21 protein-coding genes are annotated in these 16,845 nt (G+C 32.6%); 19 read left to right on the top strand and 2 right to left on the bottom strand.

Going from position 1 to position 16,845, the window contains the following annotated elements; translation table 11 throughout:
• The first annotated feature begins 13 nt into the window (after nt 1-13).
• The 13 genes from AC1EUU_RS09465 (at nt 14) to AC1EUU_RS09405 (ending at nt 9,800) form a co-directional block, all read left to right on the top strand.
• A complete protein-coding gene (locus AC1EUU_RS09465; RefSeq protein WP_480201174.1) occupies nt 14-490 on the top strand; it encodes a peroxiredoxin family protein in 477 nt (158 codons plus the stop codon).
• 3 nt (nt 491-493) lie between these two features.
• Nucleotides 494-1,030: an N-acetyltransferase gene (locus tag AC1EUU_RS09460; protein WP_480201173.1), complete on the top strand. Its 537-nt coding sequence runs from the start codon at nt 494-496 to the stop codon at nt 1,028-1,030.
• A gap of 4 nt (nt 1,031-1,034) precedes the next feature.
• Nucleotides 1,035-1,424 (top strand): YHS domain-containing (seleno)protein, encoded by a 390-nt coding sequence (locus AC1EUU_RS09455; RefSeq protein WP_480201172.1) that lies wholly within the window; start codon nt 1,035-1,037, stop codon nt 1,422-1,424.
• 25 nt (nt 1,425-1,449) lie between these two features.
• A complete protein-coding gene (locus tag AC1EUU_RS09450) occupies nt 1,450-1,701 on the top strand; it encodes a peptide methionine sulfoxide reductase (RefSeq protein ID WP_480201171.1) in 252 nt (83 codons plus the stop codon).
• 17 nt (nt 1,702-1,718) lie between these two features.
• Nucleotides 1,719-2,183, top strand: coding sequence for a carboxymuconolactone decarboxylase family protein (locus tag AC1EUU_RS09445; RefSeq protein WP_480201170.1), 465 nt, complete (start codon nt 1,719-1,721; stop codon nt 2,181-2,183).
• Nucleotides 2,176-3,123: an aldo/keto reductase gene (locus AC1EUU_RS09440; protein WP_480201169.1), complete on the top strand. Its 948-nt coding sequence runs from the start codon at nt 2,176-2,178 to the stop codon at nt 3,121-3,123. Before AC1EUU_RS09445 ends, AC1EUU_RS09440 begins: the two co-directional genes overlap by 8 nt.
• A 13-nt stretch (nt 3,124-3,136) precedes the next feature.
• Entirely contained in the window at nt 3,137-3,532 is a 396-nt protein-coding gene (locus AC1EUU_RS09435) for a hypothetical protein (RefSeq protein ID WP_480201168.1), read from the top strand.
• Between the two features lie 4 nt (nt 3,533-3,536).
• Nucleotides 3,537-4,064, top strand: coding sequence for a peptide-methionine (S)-S-oxide reductase (locus AC1EUU_RS09430; RefSeq protein WP_480201167.1), 528 nt, complete (start codon nt 3,537-3,539; stop codon nt 4,062-4,064).
• Nucleotides 4,042-4,317, top strand: coding sequence for a hypothetical protein (locus AC1EUU_RS09425; protein ID WP_480201166.1), 276 nt, complete (start codon nt 4,042-4,044; stop codon nt 4,315-4,317). The genes AC1EUU_RS09430 and AC1EUU_RS09425 overlap by 23 nt, the downstream gene beginning before the upstream one ends.
• 61 nt (nt 4,318-4,378) lie before the next feature.
• The gene (locus AC1EUU_RS09420) at nt 4,379-8,077 is read left to right on the top strand and encodes a metallophosphoesterase (RefSeq protein WP_480201165.1); all 3,699 of its coding nucleotides are present in this window, start codon (nt 4,379-4,381) and stop codon (nt 8,075-8,077) included.
• 38 nt (nt 8,078-8,115) lie between these two features.
• Nucleotides 8,116-8,553, top strand: a complete 438-nt coding sequence (locus AC1EUU_RS09415) for an SRPBCC family protein (protein WP_480201164.1) — start codon at nt 8,116-8,118, stop codon at nt 8,551-8,553.
• Nucleotides 8,553-9,419 (top strand): acyl-CoA thioesterase, encoded by an 867-nt coding sequence (locus tag AC1EUU_RS09410; RefSeq protein WP_480201163.1) that lies wholly within the window; start codon nt 8,553-8,555, stop codon nt 9,417-9,419. The genes AC1EUU_RS09415 and AC1EUU_RS09410 overlap by 1 nt, the downstream gene beginning before the upstream one ends.
• Nucleotides 9,420-9,422: 3 nt before the next feature.
• Nucleotides 9,423-9,800, top strand: coding sequence for a DUF423 domain-containing protein (locus tag AC1EUU_RS09405; protein WP_480201162.1), 378 nt, complete (start codon nt 9,423-9,425; stop codon nt 9,798-9,800).
• Here AC1EUU_RS09405 and AC1EUU_RS09400 read toward each other — a convergent pair.
• Nucleotides 9,793-10,653, bottom strand: coding sequence for a hypothetical protein (locus AC1EUU_RS09400; RefSeq protein ID WP_480201161.1), 861 nt, complete (start codon nt 10,651-10,653; stop codon nt 9,793-9,795). The genes AC1EUU_RS09405 and AC1EUU_RS09400 overlap by 8 nt on opposite strands.
• 1 nt (nt 10,654) lies before the next feature.
• Nucleotides 10,655-11,647 carry a tRNA dihydrouridine synthase DusB gene (gene dusB / locus AC1EUU_RS09395; protein ID WP_480201160.1) on the bottom strand — a complete coding sequence of 331 codons (993 nt, stop codon included), beginning with the start codon at nt 11,645-11,647 and terminating at the stop codon, nt 10,655-10,657.
• Between the two features lie 108 nt (nt 11,648-11,755).
• On the opposite strand from dusB, the gene AC1EUU_RS09390 reads away from it, so the two are divergent.
• From AC1EUU_RS09390 to AC1EUU_RS09365, 6 genes are all read left to right on the top strand, one after another.
• Complete coding sequence (locus AC1EUU_RS09390) at nt 11,756-12,100, top strand: hypothetical protein (RefSeq protein ID WP_480201159.1); 345 nt, start codon at nt 11,756-11,758, stop codon at nt 12,098-12,100.
• A gap of 87 nt (nt 12,101-12,187) precedes the next feature.
• Nucleotides 12,188-14,323 carry a TonB-dependent receptor gene (locus tag AC1EUU_RS09385; protein WP_480201158.1) on the top strand — a complete coding sequence of 712 codons (2,136 nt, stop codon included), beginning with the start codon at nt 12,188-12,190 and terminating at the stop codon, nt 14,321-14,323.
• A gap of 16 nt (nt 14,324-14,339) precedes the next feature.
• Nucleotides 14,340-15,254, top strand: a complete 915-nt coding sequence (locus AC1EUU_RS09380; protein ID WP_480201157.1) for a cation diffusion facilitator family transporter — start codon at nt 14,340-14,342, stop codon at nt 15,252-15,254.
• Nucleotides 15,254-15,811 (top strand): Crp/Fnr family transcriptional regulator, encoded by a 558-nt coding sequence (locus tag AC1EUU_RS09375; protein WP_480201156.1) that lies wholly within the window; start codon nt 15,254-15,256, stop codon nt 15,809-15,811. Before AC1EUU_RS09380 ends, AC1EUU_RS09375 begins: the two co-directional genes overlap by 1 nt.
• 12 nt (nt 15,812-15,823) lie before the next feature.
• Nucleotides 15,824-16,069: a hypothetical protein gene (locus tag AC1EUU_RS09370; RefSeq protein WP_480201155.1), complete on the top strand. Its 246-nt coding sequence runs from the start codon at nt 15,824-15,826 to the stop codon at nt 16,067-16,069.
• A 59-nt stretch (nt 16,070-16,128) separates the two neighbouring features.
• Nucleotides 16,129-16,842 (top strand): VOC family protein, encoded by a 714-nt coding sequence (locus AC1EUU_RS09365; RefSeq protein ID WP_480201154.1) that lies wholly within the window; start codon nt 16,129-16,131, stop codon nt 16,840-16,842.
• Nucleotides 16,843-16,845 lie beyond the last annotated feature (3 nt).

The raw sequence follows: 16,845 nt of genomic DNA, 5'->3' as shown, positions 1-16,845 counted from the left end.
AAAAATTAAAAAAATGAAAGAAGTAAACGATATAAAAGCCAAAGAGTTTAATGTAAAACATTGGGTAGATGCTTTTGGAAATGAAACAAATCAAATAAAACTATCAGATTTTAAAGGGAAGTTTAAAATAATCTATTGTTTTCAAAGCTGGTGCCCTGGATGTCATAGCCGAGGACTACCTGCATTGCAAAAAATGGTCTCTGCTTTAGAGAAGAATGATAACGTAATTTTTTTGGCTGTTCAGACAGTTTTTGAAGGATTTCAAGCAAATACCTATGAGAAAATGCTAGAAACGCAAAAACAATATGATTTAAGAATACCTTTTGGACACGATGCCGGAGATGACGATAAGTCGACTTCAAACATTATGAAAAACTATCAAACCGGTGGCACGCCATGGTTCATTTTTATTGACCAGCATGATAATGTTGTGTTTGCAGATTTTCATTTAAATGAGGATGCGGCCATAGAATTTCTAAAAAGTATTTAATAAATGAATACGATTCCCACCATAAAATTGTATGGAGCAGAAAGATGTCATAAAACCAAATATTATATGGCTCTTTTAAATAAAACAACGTTGCCATATCAATTTTTAGATGTTGAAGAAAATAAAGGCTACGCAGAAGAACTGCGTGGCCTATATGAAAACAGAAAATTAAATTTTCCCACTATAACTATTGGGAAGAAGAAACTAAGAAACCCTAGCGATGCTGAATTAGAAAAATGGTTAAATAAATTAACCCCAAGCCGTTTAGAAATTCACCATGACAAGAATAATAAACGCTTTGTTTTAAACATTAATGGGGAAATTGCCAGAATAGATTATCAAATAAGGAATGATAAAATGTACTTAATACATTCAGAATTACCATATCATATAAGAGGTAAAGGCATTGGTAAAGTGTTAGTAGAAAAAGCATTTGAAAAATTAACCAAAGAAGGTTATGAAGCTGTTGCTGTTTGCAGTTATATAAAAGCTGTGGCCAGACGTAGTAAAAAATGGAACACTATTATTAGTCAAAATTAAATTCATGAAAAGGAACTTAAAAAATGGATTAGCTGTTCGAGGTTATGATCTTGTTTCAATTATAGAAGAGAAGCAGGCTATAAAAGGAAAACAAGCTATTGATATACAATTGGATGAGGCTAGTTATTGGTTTAAATCAGAGAAAAACAAACAAATGTTTAGTGATAATCCAAAAAAGTATTTACCTCAATATGGAGGGTTTTGTGCAATAGCGATGAGTGAAGGCGCTTTGGTAGATGCAAACCCTAAAAGCTTTATACTTCAAGACAATAAACTATTTATTTTTTATAGTAAATATTTTGGATTGATTGATACGAGAAGACAATGGGTTAAGAGCCCTAAAGAGTTGCAAAAGTTAGCTGATGTAGAATGGAAAACATTAAAATTGGATTGAAATAATTAACAAGATTATTAAAAAAATGATTCTAAAACGTATTCAAAATATTACAAATGGGTATTCAGAAGCACTATATAACAACAAAAAATATGGCATAACTAAAGCTGAATTTAACAGTAGGAAAAGCTATAAGATTTATGCCAAAGAATTAGGAGGTAATGATTTTATCAGTTTAAACTATTATATAACTGCTAGTAAAGAATTGTTAAAACCCTGTGAAATGCCAGAGCAAAAAGTACTTAACTTTTTAAAAGGTTTTAAATTGATAAAATAAGCATAACCGCATAATTTATGGAAAACTTGAAATTTAAAAACATAAGATTTAACCCTGATATTACACCATTTCATGACTTAGCAAAAAGCATGGCAAAGGCAGTTGGATATACTGCCGATCTATCTTTAGATAAACAATTAGCTCAGCTTTTACGATTAAGGGTGGCTCAGAAAAATGAATGCGCCTATTGTATCATTTTACATGCAAAAGCTGCACGCAATGCAGAAATATCTCAAGCCAAAGTAGATAATATTTCATCTTGGTATAATAGTGATTTATTTACTGAAAAAGAAAATGTCGCATTAGCGTATTGTGATGTTTTAACTGATGGGAAGTCGAAAGATTTTCAGCGTTTTCACGACAGACTTACCGTTCATTTTAACGAAAAAGAAATCGCAGAAATCGCGGCAGTAGTTATTAATATGAATTTATGGACGCGTTTGAAATTAGCGCAGGGAGAAACACCTTATTTTGATGAATGAATTAGGCCTAGGAACAGCTGCTTTAGGCAGACCTCAATATATCAACATTAGACAAGAAGATTCTTTTTTTAATGATTTGAAGGCATTTAAACATAACAGTTTTCAAGTGTTAAATACCGCTTATAATTTTGGTATACGATATTTCGATACAGCGCCGGGGTATGGATTAGCAGAGCAACTACTGTTAGATTGGCTTCAAATTAAAAATGACCCAAGCATTAATGTTGCTACCAAATGGGGCTATACCTATACCGCCAACTTCGATCCTAATGCTTCAATACATGAGGTTAAAGAGCATTCATTGTTTAAATTAAATGAACAATGGCAGATATCTAAACAACTGTTGCCTTATTTAAAAGTATATCAAATTCATTCTGCCACCTTTGATACTGGTGTTCTTGAAAACGAAGCAATACTTCATAAATTATATGAATTAAAAGAAATGTATAGCCTTAAAATTGGTATTACTACAACGGGGCATAATCAAGTTGAAGTAATTAAAAAAGCGCTTGATGTATCTGTTGTAGAAACACCCTTATTTGATGCCTTTCAATTTACTTTTAATATTTTAGATCAAAGTATATTAGGAGTAGTGGATGATCTACAAGACCAAGGTAAAAAGTGTATTGTAAAAGAGGCATTGGCAAATGGTCGTTTGTTTCCTAATGAAGCATTCCCAGAATACCGAAAATTGTACAGGTGCCTTCACCAATTATCAAAAAAGTATAAGGTGGGTATCGACGCTATTGCGCTAAATTTCTGTAATAATAAATTAAATAAAAGTATTGTATTAAGTGGTGCCAGTAGTCAAGTACAATTACAACAAAACATAAAGCAAAACTTATTTGCACTAACAGAAGAAGACGTTGAAATGCTACAGCAGTTTGCTGTTGAGCCTAAAACATATTGGTCAGAGAGAAAACAATTAACCTGGAACTAAGAATAATACAATTATGAACTGGTATTTGCCTATAACTATCATACCTGGATTGGGGATGCTAATTTTATCAACAACATCACAAACGATGACTTTAAGTTCTGAAATAGGAAATTTATTATCTAATAAGTGCTCAGAATTTCAACATAAAATTTCAGAACGTAAAATAAGGCAATTAGGATTATTAACAAGAGCAAGTGCCCTCCTATATTTGGCCACTGGAAGCTATGTGTTATCGGGTATATTAGGTGTAGTTTTTGAAAATAAATCAATTTTAGATTTACCAAGTATTACATTATATCTAGGTACAATTTTGGTGTTTATTGCCCTTACATTACTAATAGTATATGCATTTAGAGCCGTAGGAATTAGAAAAATGCAATTTGACAATAATCATGCATTAAAAGATTAGAAATATGGTTGATAAAATTGCATTTGGTGGTGGCTGTCATTGGTGTACTGAAGCCGTGTTTGAATCTTTAAAAGGAGTTGTAAAAGTTGAGCAAGGTTTCGTAAGTGCTACAAAAGAAAACCATTCGTTTTCTGAAGCTGTGATTGTTCATTTTAATCCCGATGAAATACCCTTAGAAATATTGGTAGAGATTCACTTATATACTCATAAGAGCACAAGTAATCATTCTATGAGAACAAAATATCGATCAGCCATATATTTCTTTGATAAAGCCCAAGAACATGAACTAAGAAGAATTATTAATGAGCTTCAAAATGAATTTACACTTAAAATAATTACCAAAATTCTAGAATTTAAGTCTTTTAAATTGTCAAAAAAGCAATTCTTAAATTATTATTATAATAATCCAGATAAGCCTTTTTGCGAAACCTATATAAATCCTAAATTACATACTCTAATTAAGAGGTATATGCCATATGTAAACACATCAAAATTAAAATTACAGTCTTATGAATCTTATAAACAGTCTTAAATCGTATTTTCAAAAAAAATCAAACAACCAACCTGTTGGTGATGCACCAGAAGGAATTTGCCCAAATTGTTGGGGGAAGCAAGAATGGGATGGAGAATTTTATAAAAAAATTAAAGCCAATAATATTACTCCAGATCATAATACTTATAACAGCTTTGTTCATCAAGTTGCCGAAAAACTTGATAAAATCACGCTTAAAGAAGATGTTTTAATATGTGAAACGTGTAAAATGTCTTATAATAAAAGAAACTAAGTTCTATTGACCATAGTTTTATATTTTAGTAACTTTATAGTACAATACTAACCAACCTGTCATGAAAAATCTTTTCAAAACAATTGTAATAATAGTGATTACAATTTTTTTAAATGCCTGTGCCACTTACGAAACACATATTAAGAATAATGTTAATAAGCCACAGTTTCCTAATAAAGAGATAATACATTCTTTTTATTTAATTGGTGATGCCGGTAATTCTGAGTTAGGGAGCAAGACAGAGACCTTGCATGAATTTCAAAAAACTTTAAATGAAGCATCAGGTAATAGCACGGCCTTATTCTTAGGTGATAATATTTATGAAAAAGGACTACCTGGAAAAAATACTGAAGACAGAAAATTGGCAGAATATCGCTTGAAAGTACAAGTTGAGTCGGCTAAAGATTTCAAAGGGAGAACTATTTTTATTCCAGGTAATCATGATTGGTATTCAGGGTTAAAGGGCTTAAAACGGCAGGAAAAATTTGTTGAAGATGCATTGGGTAAAAATACTTTTTTACCCGAAAATGGCTGTCCGCTAAAACGTGTAACCATTTCTGAAGATGTTGAATTAATTATAATTGATTCAGAGTGGTATATCACTAATTGGGATCGTCACCCAAGTATTAATGACGACTGTCAGATTAAAACTCGAGTTAAATTTTACCAAGAATTAAGAGGGTTGATTAAAAAAACAAGAGGAAAAACAACGATTATAGCACTGCATCATCCAATGTATACCAATGGCCCGCATGGAGGTCAGTATTCATTTGGAAGTCACATGACACCTGCTCCAGTTTTAGGAACGGTAAAAAACATTTTACGTAAAACAAGTGGTATTTCTCCGGCAGATCTTCAAAATAAACGATATAATGAATTTAAACGCGAGGTAGTAACATTGGCCCAACAAAATGATAAAGTGATCTTTGTTTCTGGTCATGAACATAGTTTACAATACCTTGTTGAAGATAATTTGCCACAAATAATTAGCGGATCAGGATCAAAAGTAAGTGCCGCAAGAAATGTTGGAGCCGGGCAATTCGCCGCAGGGAAAAATGGATATGCGCGGTTAGATATTTTTAAAGATGGGTCTTCATTTGTGCGCTTTTATGAAGTAAATAAAAAAGAACCGATATTTAGTACAGAAGTCTTAAAACCCGATGCTAAGAAGACCATTCCTGATTTTGATACAAATTTTCCAGCTACAGTAAAAGCATCTGTTTATACCGAAGAACAAACCGATAAAGGAGGCTTCCATAGATTTTTATGGGGAGATCGCTATAGAAAATACTTTAGTACCAAAGTAGAAGCTCCTACAGTTAATCTAGATACACTTTTTGGCGGATTAATACCAGTTAGAAGAGGGGGAGGAAATCAATCTAAGTCTTTGAGAATGAAAAATGACAAAGGCCAAGAATATGTGATTCGAGCTTTGAAGAAAAATCCATCACAATACTTACAGGCCATTTTGTTCAAAGATCAATATGTAGAAGGACAATTTGATGATACTTTTACCGAGGATTTACTCTATGATGTTTTTGCAGGCTCCCATCCTTATGCTCCTTTTACTATCGGCGACCTTTCTAGCGCAGTTGGCGTCTATCATACGAATCCAAAATTGTACTATGTACCCAAGCAAAAAGCCTTAGGGATGTATAATGATGAATATGGAGATGAATTATATATGATAGAAGAACGTGCTGCCAATAATCATGGCGATAAAGCTAGTTTTGGGTTTTCAGATAAGCTTATTAGTACTGATGATGTTTTGCAAAAATTACAGAAAGATGAAGATTTTATATTAGACGAAGAGGCATATATAAGAGCACGTTTATTTGATATGCTAATTGGTGATTGGGATCGGCATGATGATCAATGGCGATGGATAGCCTTTAAAGAAAATGGTAAGACTGTATATAGACCTATGCCACGCGATAGAGACCAGGCATTTTCAATTATGTCTGACGGTTTTTTACTAGGCGCTGCAGTAACACTTATACCTAATGCAAGATTGTTACGTGAATATGATACCGATCTTAAAGATGTAAAAGGAGTAAATGTAGAGCCGTATCCATTAGATATGGCATTGATTAATCAATCTGGAAAAGAGGTTTGGGATGCCCAGGTTAAACATATTCAAAACGGATTAACTGATGAGGTTATTGATAAAGCATTTTTAAATTTCCCTGAGGAGGTTAGAGATCAAACCTTAGACGAGATTAAAAGGAAATTGAAGGGAAGACGTTCAAACCTTCAAGCAATTTCAGATAGATATTTTGATGTTGTAAACAGGTCTGTGGTTATAAAAGGAACTGATAAAGATGACTATTTTACAATAGAATGTTCTCCAAATCACCAAGTTACAGTAACAGCTCAGCGCATTAAAAAAGGAGAAAAAGCAGCTATTTTTCATAAAAGAACTTATAACCCAAGTGAGACTAAAGAAATTTGGATTTACGGTTTAGACGATGACGACGTTTTTGAAGCTAAAGGCAAAAACAATAAAATAAAAATAAGGCTAATAGGAGGGCAGAATAATGATAAATTCATAATACCGAATGGAGGCAGAATTTTTGTATACGATTATAAAAGTAAAAAGAATGATATTTCGCGAGCAAAGAAAGCAAGGTTACGTATAAGAGACGACTACGAGTCTAATGTTTATGACTTTAAAAAGTTAAAAAATAATACAAATCAATTTATTCCAACCTTGGGCGCTAACCCAGATGATGGCTTTAGAATTGGTGTTAGTAATACGTATACAGCCTATGGTTTTGAAAGAAACCCGTTTACTTCAAAACATATCATTGCAGCGGCGTATTATTTTGCCACAAGTGGTTTCGATATAAATTATAGTGGTGAATTTGCAAACATTTTCAATAATGTGAATTTAGGTGTAGATGTACATTTTAATAGTCCAAACTATGCAGTAAACTTTTTTGGATTTGGTAACAGTACTTTAAACCCAGAAGCTGAAGATGGTGATAATTTTGACTTAGATTACAATCGAGTAAAAATAAGAACATTCAGAGGTGCCCTATCATTAGTTTTTAGAGGGCAACAGGGGTCTAGTTTTAGAATAACTCCGTTTTACGAAAGCAATGAGGTAGATCGTACGGCAGGAAGATTTATTGAAATGCTAGCACCAAATAATGTTGTTTTTGACAAACAAGACTTTTATGGAGCAGAAGCCAGATATCATTTTGCAAATGCAGACGTAGAGGCGTTTCCTACTTTAGGAATGCAAATTTCTATACTAGCTGGCTATAAAAATAATGTAGATACTTCTAAAGGTTTTGGTTATTTAATCCCTGAACTCGGATTTGATTATAAACTAATTCCAAGTGGGCAATTAGTTTTTGCTACTAAAGTAAGAGGGCATCTAAATTTAGGAGACGATTTTGAATTTTATCAAGGCGCACAGTTAGGTGCAGATACGGGATTAAGAGGGTATAGAGATGAACGTTTTACCGGTAAAACAGCTTTTGTGCAATCTACCGATTTAAGATGGAACTTTGGAAATCTTAAAACAGGATTTTTACCAATTTATATTGGTATATATGGAGGTGTAGATTACGGGAAGGTTTGGATTGATGATGATAGAGTTATGAATCCTAATATGAATAATATAAACGATTGGAATACTTCATTCGGAGGTGGTTTCTTTATTAATATGGCTAATATGATGACAGGTAATATTTCGGCATTTAATAGCGATGATGGTTTACGATTAGCATTTAAAATCGGTTTTGGGTTTTAAGAATTGAACTATGTTTATAAGGCTATAAAAAGTATATTATGGATACTTCACCAATTATCGTAGAAGAACTCTTTAATACCTCGCCAGAAATCGTTTGGAAAGCAATTACAGAGCGAGAACAAATGATTCAATGGTTTTTTAATAGTATACCAGCGTTTAAGGCTGAGGTAGGATTCAAAACAACGTTTTTAATTGAAAATGAAGGAAGAAAGTTTACTCATTTATGGAAAATTCTAGAAGTAATTCCTAACAGAAAGGTTGTCTACGATTGGCGATATCAAGAATATGAAGGTCAAGGTTTAGTTATCTTCCACCTTAAGCGCTTTGGTAATCAAACACAATTGAAATTAACAAGTACAGGTGTAGAGACCTTTAATGCAGATATACCAGAATTTAAAAGAGAAAGTGGAGTGGCCGGATGGACATATTTCATTAATAATAGACTCAAAGAATATTTAGAAAATAAAAACAATTAATGTTAAACGCTAACAATTTAATAGAAGTATTAACCTTAGATAAAGTATCAGAAAATAAATTTAATGGAATTAGTAAGACGGTAGGTAGTCCAAATGTTTTTGGCGGTCAGGTATTAGCTCAATCGTTAAATGCTGCCTATAGAACCATTACTAATAACCGTACATTACATTCGATGCATTCTTATTTTCTCGAAGCAGGCGATCTAAATAAGCCCATTTCTTATAAGGTAGACAGTATGCGCGATGGAGGAAGTTTCTCTACAAGACGAGTAACGGCAATGCAAGATGAGCTTGTTATTTTTATTTTGGCCTGTTCATTTCATAAACAAGAAGAAGGATATGAACATCATATCGAACTAAAGTCAAATATAAAACAACCAGAAGAGTTGATGAGCTGGAGTGAAGCCCTCCTGCAATTTGGAGATTTCTTGCCTCAGAAAACCAAAACATTCTTAGAAGTTCCTAGGCCAATTGAGTTTAAACCTGTTGAGTTTCCAAACCCATTTGATAAAAAAGATATGTTGCCACATACAGACGTTTGGTTTAAGCTAAAAGGCGATACAACTAATTTTGATCTACCAATGAAACAACAAATACTCACCTATATTTCTGATTATCATATTTTAGGAGTAGCCTTATTTACACATGGTAGTAAAGCACATTGGGGAAATACTTTAACTGCTAGTTTAGATCACTCTATGTGGTATTTTAGAGATTTTGATTTTGATGATTGGTTGCTCTATTCACTCGATTCGCCGAGTACTTCGAATGCTCGTGGATTTGCAAGAGGAAATATTTTCACACGCAATGGTAAACTGGTTGCTTCGGTCACGCAAGAAGGATTGATGAGACCTATTAAAAAATAAAGAATGGTAAAATTAACCTTAGCTTTAGCGTGTGTTTTAGGGATGCTCGCTATTATTTTTGGAGCTTTTGGAGCTCATGCATTAAAGAAAGTGTTGAATGATGAACAATTAAAAAGCTTTGAAACTGGTGTAAAATATCAAATGTATCATGCCTTACTATTAGTGATTATTGCTTTTAATTTATCATTAAATAGCACTTTAGAAAAGCTCATAGTATACATTATATTTTTTGGTACATTATTTTTTTCATTTAGTATTTATGGCCTGGTATTATCTGATGTTAAAAATAAGAAATTAGGCTTTTTGGGGCCTATAACTCCTTTAGGTGGTTTATTACTTGTGATAGGATGGGGCTTATTATTAGTATATGCAATTACTTAGGTAATGCAATAGAGAACTCGTATAAATTTCCTCCCATACCATGAGCCCATTCATCGGTAATATAGACCGAATTATCATTTTTAAAACAGACTCCTTCTTTTTGAGAGAGATCGGCTTTAAATGGAAGTTCTGTAGCTTTTCCACTAAAAAAATCATCTCCTTTAAAGTCGGTAAATAACCAAATGGACTTATGATTTAAGAGCATTACTTTTTTCTTATCCTTAGAAATGTCGGCAGCAGTAATCCAACACTCCATGTCATTGCAAGACTTAAACGAATTTATATATATAGCGATGTGATTACCTCGTTTAGCAGGTATTTTATATAAATTGGTTTTTCCAAAGTTATTTTTTACGCGGCTTTTAGTAAAAATATATAGACTGTCATTAAAAAAGAAAAATGACTCACTATCAAAATGCCTTTGTTTCTTTTTTGGCGGAAATTTTTTCTGATTAGGGTAATTAAAATTGATCCTTTCAACTTCAACAATTTCGTTTGAATTAAGATCAGAAGCTTTTATTTTTAGGATTGTTAGATTTTTTCTCTTATTTGCATTATTCCCAAAATCACCAATGTAGATATTGCCTTGAGGATCTGATGATAAATCCTCCCAGTCATGATTTTTAGCATTAATTTTTATTACTTTTTTTATTTTTCCTCTTCGGTTTACGCCAAATAATTCTGGTTTATTACCACTGTCATTCAACATCCAAATAAGGTTAGAGGTGTCTGTTGTTTCTATACCAGAAACTTCCTCAAGTGATTTTGGTAGGTCAGCTAAAACCTTTAATTGTCCAAAATTGGTACAGCTATATAGAAGAAAAATGAGAACTAATAAAAAAAAACGTTGCATTTTAAGCGAATTGATGGTCGGCAAATTTTTCAAGAACTTCATCAAAAACACCATAAATGTCTTGTGGATCATCTAATGTTACCATTTTTAAGCGATATTCTTTAAAGTGAGGAATACCTTTAAAGTAATTCGTATAATGACGACGAGTTTCTACAACCCCCAATCGTTCACCTTTCCAGTCTATAGACATTTGTAAATGACGCCTCGCTATATCAACACGTTCGGCCAGCGTGGGTTTAGGTAAGTGTTCTCCTGTTTTAAAATAATGTTTCACTTCATTAAAAAACCATGGGTAACCAATACTCGCTCGACCAATCATAGCACCGTCTAATCCAAAGTCATCACGCATTGATTTGGCGCGTTCAGGTGAAGAAATATCTCCATTACCAAATACGGGGATATGCATTCTTGGGTTGTTTTTTACTTGAGCAATTGGTTTCCAGTCAGCTTCACCTTTATACATTTGAGCACGAGTGCGGCCATGAATGGCAATAGCTTTGCAACCTACATCTTGTAAACGTTCTGCTACTTCGACTATCTTAATAGAATCATGATCCCATCCTAAACGTGTTTTTACGGTTACCGGTAAGTTGGTATGTTTAACCATAGCCTCCGTAAGTTTTACCATTAATGGAACATCTTTTAGAATTCCAGCGCCAGCACCTTTAGAAACAACTTTTTTTACGGGGCAGCCAAAATTAATATCAATAATGTCGGGATTTGTCTTCTCTACGATTTCAACCGAACGCAGCATAGAATCAAGATTGGCGCCAAAAATTTGAATACCTACCGGACGTTCTTTCTCATAAATATCTAACTTCATTACACTCTTAGCCGCATCTCTAATTAATCCTTCACTAGAGATAAATTCGGTATATACAACATCTGCGCCTTGTTCTTTACATAATGCACGAAAAGGAGGATCAGAAACATCTTCCATTGGAGCTAATAATAGCGGGAAGTCAGGGAGTTCTATGTTATCAATTTTTACCACGGTGCAAATTTACTGCTTTTATATAGATATAAAAACGCTTGTAAATTGTTAATGTTTCGTTATTAGTTAGTTGATAATTACAGAATGCTTTATTTTTGCAGGTATACTATGATGAAAAACATCCTTCTTTTCATATTGATTTTTGTAATGTTTGTTCCTCCGGTACAAGCACATGTTGATGTTATTATTTTTGATGGATTTGAAAATCATCAGTCAGATATTTTAGTGCAAGATCACGAATTCGATAATCATCAGCTAGACGATGATAGAGAGAAAAGTAGTGAACATCATCATCATTGTACGTTTCTTGGTGTTACAAATGCAATTGTCTTACAGGAGTTTAATTACGAAATAGCTGAATTTTTGCAAAAAAGAAAGCGAATTCTTTTTAATAAAACGTTACACACTTCTAATTACTTAAACGGCATATTTCAGCCGCCCCGTACTTGTTGATTCTTTTCATATTGAATTCATTTCTAATTAGAAATGAACTGTTAAATTTAAATAATTAATAAGTAAAAAATGTTAAAAAATATAATAATGGCCTTAGTTATTGGGCTATGTGCTACACAAATAATAGCACAAAATACACTTACGGTAAAAGTGATTTCTGAAGATCAAGAACCAATAGTTGGCGCTTCAGTTTTTATTAAAAATACAACACTAGGAACAACAACCAATTTCAATGGATTGGCTACGATTAATAATATTTCTAGTGGTGAGAAAATTCTTGTTGTATCATTTGTAGGATTTGAAACAACCGAAAAGACTTTGATTTTTCCGTTAAAAGAAGAACAGATAATTATTGAACTGCATGAAAGTGAAGAAATGCTTGAAGATATTGTTATTCAATCAACACGAAGTAGGCGAACTATTGCCGAAATCCCTACCAGAATAGAAGTCATTGCAGCCGAAGAATTGGGAGAAAAGGCAGCAATGAATTCTGCAAATATTGCGATGGTCTTGCGTGAAAGTACCGGAATACAAATGCAGCAAACTTCGGCCAATTCAGCAAATCAAAGTATTCGTATTCAAGGATTAGATGGTCGTTTTACACAATTGCTAAAAGATGGTTTTCCATTATTTGGAGGTTTTTCAAGCGGACTAAGTATTATGCAAATTCCTCCATTAGATCTAAAGCAGATAGAAATCATTAAAGGAAGTTCTTCAACACTTTATGGCGGCGGAGCGATTGCTGGCTTGGTAAATTTAGTATCGAAATTACCAAGAGAAGAAAGCGAAGTTAACTTAATGCTCGATCTAACTTCACGTCGAGGGAGTACTTTGAATGCTTTTTATGGTCAACGATTCAATAAATTCGGATTAACACTTTATGGGTCTGGTAATCTACAAGAGGTTACTGATGTGAACAATGATCATTTTTCTGATATTCCTAAAGTTAGGAGTGTAAGCATTAATCCTTCATTCTTTTATTACCCAAATGAAAGCGAACAATGGAGACTAACTTTAAATTCTTCTTTTCAAGAACGTATTGGAGGAGATGTTGATGTAGTAGATAATAATCCGAGTCCTCAGCATAATTTTTTTGAAGAAAACAACTCACAAAGACTCGCTTCACAGCTAACCTATAGCAATGAATTGTCGGAGGCTAAGTCAATTAATTTTAAAAATAGTATTAGCTATTTTAATAGAGAGTTAATGTTACCATCATTTGAATTTAATGGAGAACAATGGTCAACCTTTACAGAAGGAACATATAACATATATGATGAAAAATCTGATTGGGTTTTAGGAGTTAATATGGTAACTGAAAATTTTATAGAAGATGAAAATTCTAGCTTAGATAGGAGCTATGATCAATTTACTTTTGGCGGGTTTGCTCAAAATAATTGGGATTTTAAAGAGAATATGACTTTGGAAAGTGGACTTCGAGTAGATTATAATAATGATTATGGTGCTTTTATATTACCAAGAACGTCGTTATTTATTAGGTATAATGACGATGTTTCGAGCAGAATAGGTGGTGGTTTTGGTTATAAAATCCCAACGATATTTACAGAAGATGCTGAGCTACGCTCTTATCAAAATGTACTACCAATTAATGTAGATGATTTTGACCCTGAGACTTCAATTGGATTTAACGCTGATGTTAATTATAAGACAAGAATTTTTAATGATAATGTATCCTTATCTTTTAATCAAATGGTTTTTTACACCAGACTAAATAATTCACTTTTATTAGAGCAGAATGGCGCTGATTATGAATTCACAAACTCAGAAGATCCTTTGAATAGTTTTGGTTTAGAAACGAATTTAAAATTAAAGTATAATGACTTTATATTATTTACAAATTATGCTTTCAATAATGTAAGAGTTAATGGTAATCAAAAAACATTAACACCAAAACACAGTATTGGTGCCGTTCTAATGTATGAGGTACATGATAAATGGAGAGTGGGCTATGAAGCATATTATAAAAGCTCTCAATTACGCAATGACCTAACGAATACTCCCGATTTTTGGACTATGGGTTTTATGATTATGAGAACTTTTGGTAAGATTAGTCTCTACGCAAATTTTGAAAATTTTACTGATACCAAACAACAGAATTATCAATCGATGATTACTCCGCCACATAACGATCCAACGTTTACCGATATCTGGGCTCCAACCGATGGATTTGTTTTTAATGGAGGTATTTTGGTGAAACTATAATTTGTATTTTTAAGCTATGGCTGAAAATCATGACGGACATAACCATGGAGTTGCTGATTTATCTCAGGTAAATAGAGCATTTTATATAGGTATATTTTTAAACGCAGCTTTTACAGTTATTGAATTTATTGTTGGAATTGCCAATAATTCTTTAGCACTTATTGCCGATGCAACACATAATTTAAGCGATGTTGCAAGCTTGATTATTTCATTGATCGGGTTAAGATTAATGCAAAAAGCAGCTACAAAATTGTACACTTATGGTTATAAAAAAGCCTCGATTTTAGCTTCTTTAATTAATGCCGTTTTATTGATAGTTGTTGTAGTGAATATTACAAGAGAAGCCTTAGAAAGATTTGAATCGCCGCCTCAAGTTACAGGTAAAGTGATTATTATTACGGCTCTTATTGGGGTGGCGATTAATACCATTTCGGCCTTTCTATTTTACAAAGGGCAAAAAGATGACATAAATATAAAAGGTGCATTTATTCATTTATTGGTTGATGCTTTGGTCTCTGTTGGAGTAGTTATCTCTGGAGTGATTATTATGTATACCGGATGGAATATTATAGACCCTATAATTAGTTTAATCATTGCAGCAGTTATTTTAATCTCCACCTGGGGTTTATTAAAAGAGAGTGTAAAGCTAACGTTAGATGGTGTTCCTAAAGAGATTAGCGTTGAGAAAGTACAGCAAATCATTATGAAAAATAAAGCGGTACAAAAAGTACATCACACGCATATTTGGGCTTTAAGTACAAATACCAATGCAATGACAACGCATATAATTTTAGATAAAGATTATACCATTGATGAAATTTCAAAACTAAAAAAAGAGATTAAACATGATCTTGAACATGAAAATATTCATCATGTAACTTTAGAGTTTGAAACAGAAAAAGAACATTGTAAAAAAGAAGGATGTGATTAATGAATGAGTTTATAAATTATATTAAACGGTATGTCAATCTTTCAAAAGATGCAGAAGCCGAGATTAGAGCACTGGCCTTTTTAGAACATATTGAAAGGAATAAAGTCTTATTAGAAGAGGGTAAGATCTGTAAACGCTTATATTTTCTGTCAAAAGGAACAATTCGAACCTATTTTTATCAAAAAGGGAAAGATGTTACCTATTGGATTTATCCTGATACTACTTTAGTCACTTCTTGGCATAGTTATATATTGCGTAAGCCATCTTCTGAGTATATTGAAACGACCGAAGATTCAGAATTAATATCCTTAACATTTGATCAATGGCAAGAACTATACAGTAAGTATCCTGAATTAGAACGATTTGGAAGGCTTATTCTTGAAGAACAAATGGCCTTGATTGATGATTTTTACAAGGGCTATTATTTTTTATCAGCAAAAGAGAAGTATGAGCTGTTGGTAAGTGCTTTTCCAAGTATTACACAACGAGCCAATCTTGGTCATATTGCTTCTATGCTAGGAATTAGTCAAGAAACCTTAAGTAGAATTAGACGATAAAAAAAATCACTAATGTTTAAACATTGGAAAACTATATTAGCACTTATTTTAATGGCACTCGCTATTTATTTTAATTGGCAGTGGTTTTGGGCCTTATTTATCTTTTTAGGTTTGGTTAATATGATTAAGAGTCGAAAAATTCATTTTGTCGAAGAAGTATCATTAGAAGAATCTCCAAAACTATATTGGACTATGATCATAGTGTGGTCATTATTGGCGCTTTATTCGATTTTAGCATATCTAAATATTTTGATTTAGGTCAAAAAGAATAATTTAACCTAAGACTATTTTTGCCTTATAATCTTAGTTGATAAATTATGATAGAAAATAATTTTATTTGGGCCGATTTATCTAGTTATAAACCTACTATTACAAGAAAATTTTATGAAAATGTATTCGGGTGGAATTATGACGATAATTTTGGTTATTTAACTGCGTATAATCCTAGTCAAGGAGTTGCTGGTTTATACGAAACTCCTGATAAATTCAAAAAAATGAAAATGCCTTCCTTTTGGATGTCATACATTCAAGTGGATAGTGTCTTGGCTACGGTTAGTAAAGCGAAGGCGCTAGGAGGTATTGTAGAGTTAGTAGATACAAAAAATCCATTTGGAGGAGTGGCTTTAATTAGAGATCCTTTAGGAGCGGGTTTTACCATATATGAAGGTGGGGAACTTAATTCTAAAACAAATAACGAAGAAGGAACATTTATTTTTAATGAGTTACATGTGTCTAATATTAAACAAGCAATTTCTTTTTATCAAAATTTATTTAAGTGGAATTTTAAGAAGATTTATGAAAACTCTTACGAAGTTTATAATCAAGAGAATGAGCATATTGCAACAATTAATGAAATTGATAATTCAATAAAGGGGAAATATGAATATTGGGTAGTGGTTTTTGCTGTAAAGAATTTAAAGATTACCTTGAACAAGATAGAAGCTAATGGAGGTAGTTTAATTTTTGATGAAGGTGATAGATTACTTTGCTCAGATGGTTCTGAAGCCTTTTTTTATATTCAAAAAGTATAGATA

The organism is Maritimimonas sp. 2205BS37-2, assembly GCF_056591755.1.
The sequence above is the reverse complement of the archived record's forward strand: the minus strand, read 5'-3'. Positions and strand labels throughout refer to the sequence as shown.

Bases quoted from the DNA above. Each gene is read 5' to 3' on its own strand.
- AC1EUU_RS09465 (WP_480201174.1), top strand. From the start codon at position 14: ATGAAAGAAGTAAACGATATAAAAGCCAAAGAGTTTAATGTAAAACAT.
- AC1EUU_RS09460 (WP_480201173.1), top strand. From the start codon at position 494: ATGAATACGATTCCCACCATAAAATTGTATGGAGCAGAAAGATGTCAT.
- AC1EUU_RS09455 (WP_480201172.1), top strand. From the start codon at position 1,035: ATGAAAAGGAACTTAAAAAATGGATTAGCTGTTCGAGGTTATGATCTT.
- AC1EUU_RS09450 (WP_480201171.1), top strand. From the start codon at position 1,450: ATGATTCTAAAACGTATTCAAAATATTACAAATGGGTATTCAGAAGCA.
- AC1EUU_RS09445 (WP_480201170.1), top strand. From the start codon at position 1,719: ATGGAAAACTTGAAATTTAAAAACATAAGATTTAACCCTGATATTACA.
- AC1EUU_RS09440 (WP_480201169.1), top strand. From the start codon at position 2,176: ATGAATGAATTAGGCCTAGGAACAGCTGCTTTAGGCAGACCTCAATAT.
- AC1EUU_RS09435 (WP_480201168.1), top strand. From the start codon at position 3,137: ATGAACTGGTATTTGCCTATAACTATCATACCTGGATTGGGGATGCTA.
- AC1EUU_RS09430 (WP_480201167.1), top strand. From the start codon at position 3,537: ATGGTTGATAAAATTGCATTTGGTGGTGGCTGTCATTGGTGTACTGAA.
- AC1EUU_RS09425 (WP_480201166.1), top strand. From the start codon at position 4,042: ATGAATCTTATAAACAGTCTTAAATCGTATTTTCAAAAAAAATCAAAC.
- AC1EUU_RS09420 (WP_480201165.1), top strand. From the start codon at position 4,379: ATGAAAAATCTTTTCAAAACAATTGTAATAATAGTGATTACAATTTTT.
- AC1EUU_RS09415 (WP_480201164.1), top strand. From the start codon at position 8,116: ATGGATACTTCACCAATTATCGTAGAAGAACTCTTTAATACCTCGCCA.
- AC1EUU_RS09410 (WP_480201163.1), top strand. From the start codon at position 8,553: ATGTTAAACGCTAACAATTTAATAGAAGTATTAACCTTAGATAAAGTA.
- AC1EUU_RS09405 (WP_480201162.1), top strand. From the start codon at position 9,423: ATGGTAAAATTAACCTTAGCTTTAGCGTGTGTTTTAGGGATGCTCGCT.
- AC1EUU_RS09400 (WP_480201161.1), bottom strand. From the start codon at position 10,653: ATGCAACGTTTTTTTTTATTAGTTCTCATTTTTCTTCTATATAGCTGT.
- AC1EUU_RS09390 (WP_480201159.1), top strand. From the start codon at position 11,756: ATGATGAAAAACATCCTTCTTTTCATATTGATTTTTGTAATGTTTGTT.
- AC1EUU_RS09385 (WP_480201158.1), top strand. From the start codon at position 12,188: ATGGCCTTAGTTATTGGGCTATGTGCTACACAAATAATAGCACAAAAT.
- AC1EUU_RS09380 (WP_480201157.1), top strand. From the start codon at position 14,340: ATGGCTGAAAATCATGACGGACATAACCATGGAGTTGCTGATTTATCT.
- AC1EUU_RS09375 (WP_480201156.1), top strand. From the start codon at position 15,254: ATGAATGAGTTTATAAATTATATTAAACGGTATGTCAATCTTTCAAAA.
- AC1EUU_RS09370 (WP_480201155.1), top strand. From the start codon at position 15,824: ATGTTTAAACATTGGAAAACTATATTAGCACTTATTTTAATGGCACTC.
- AC1EUU_RS09365 (WP_480201154.1), top strand. From the start codon at position 16,129: ATGATAGAAAATAATTTTATTTGGGCCGATTTATCTAGTTATAAACCT.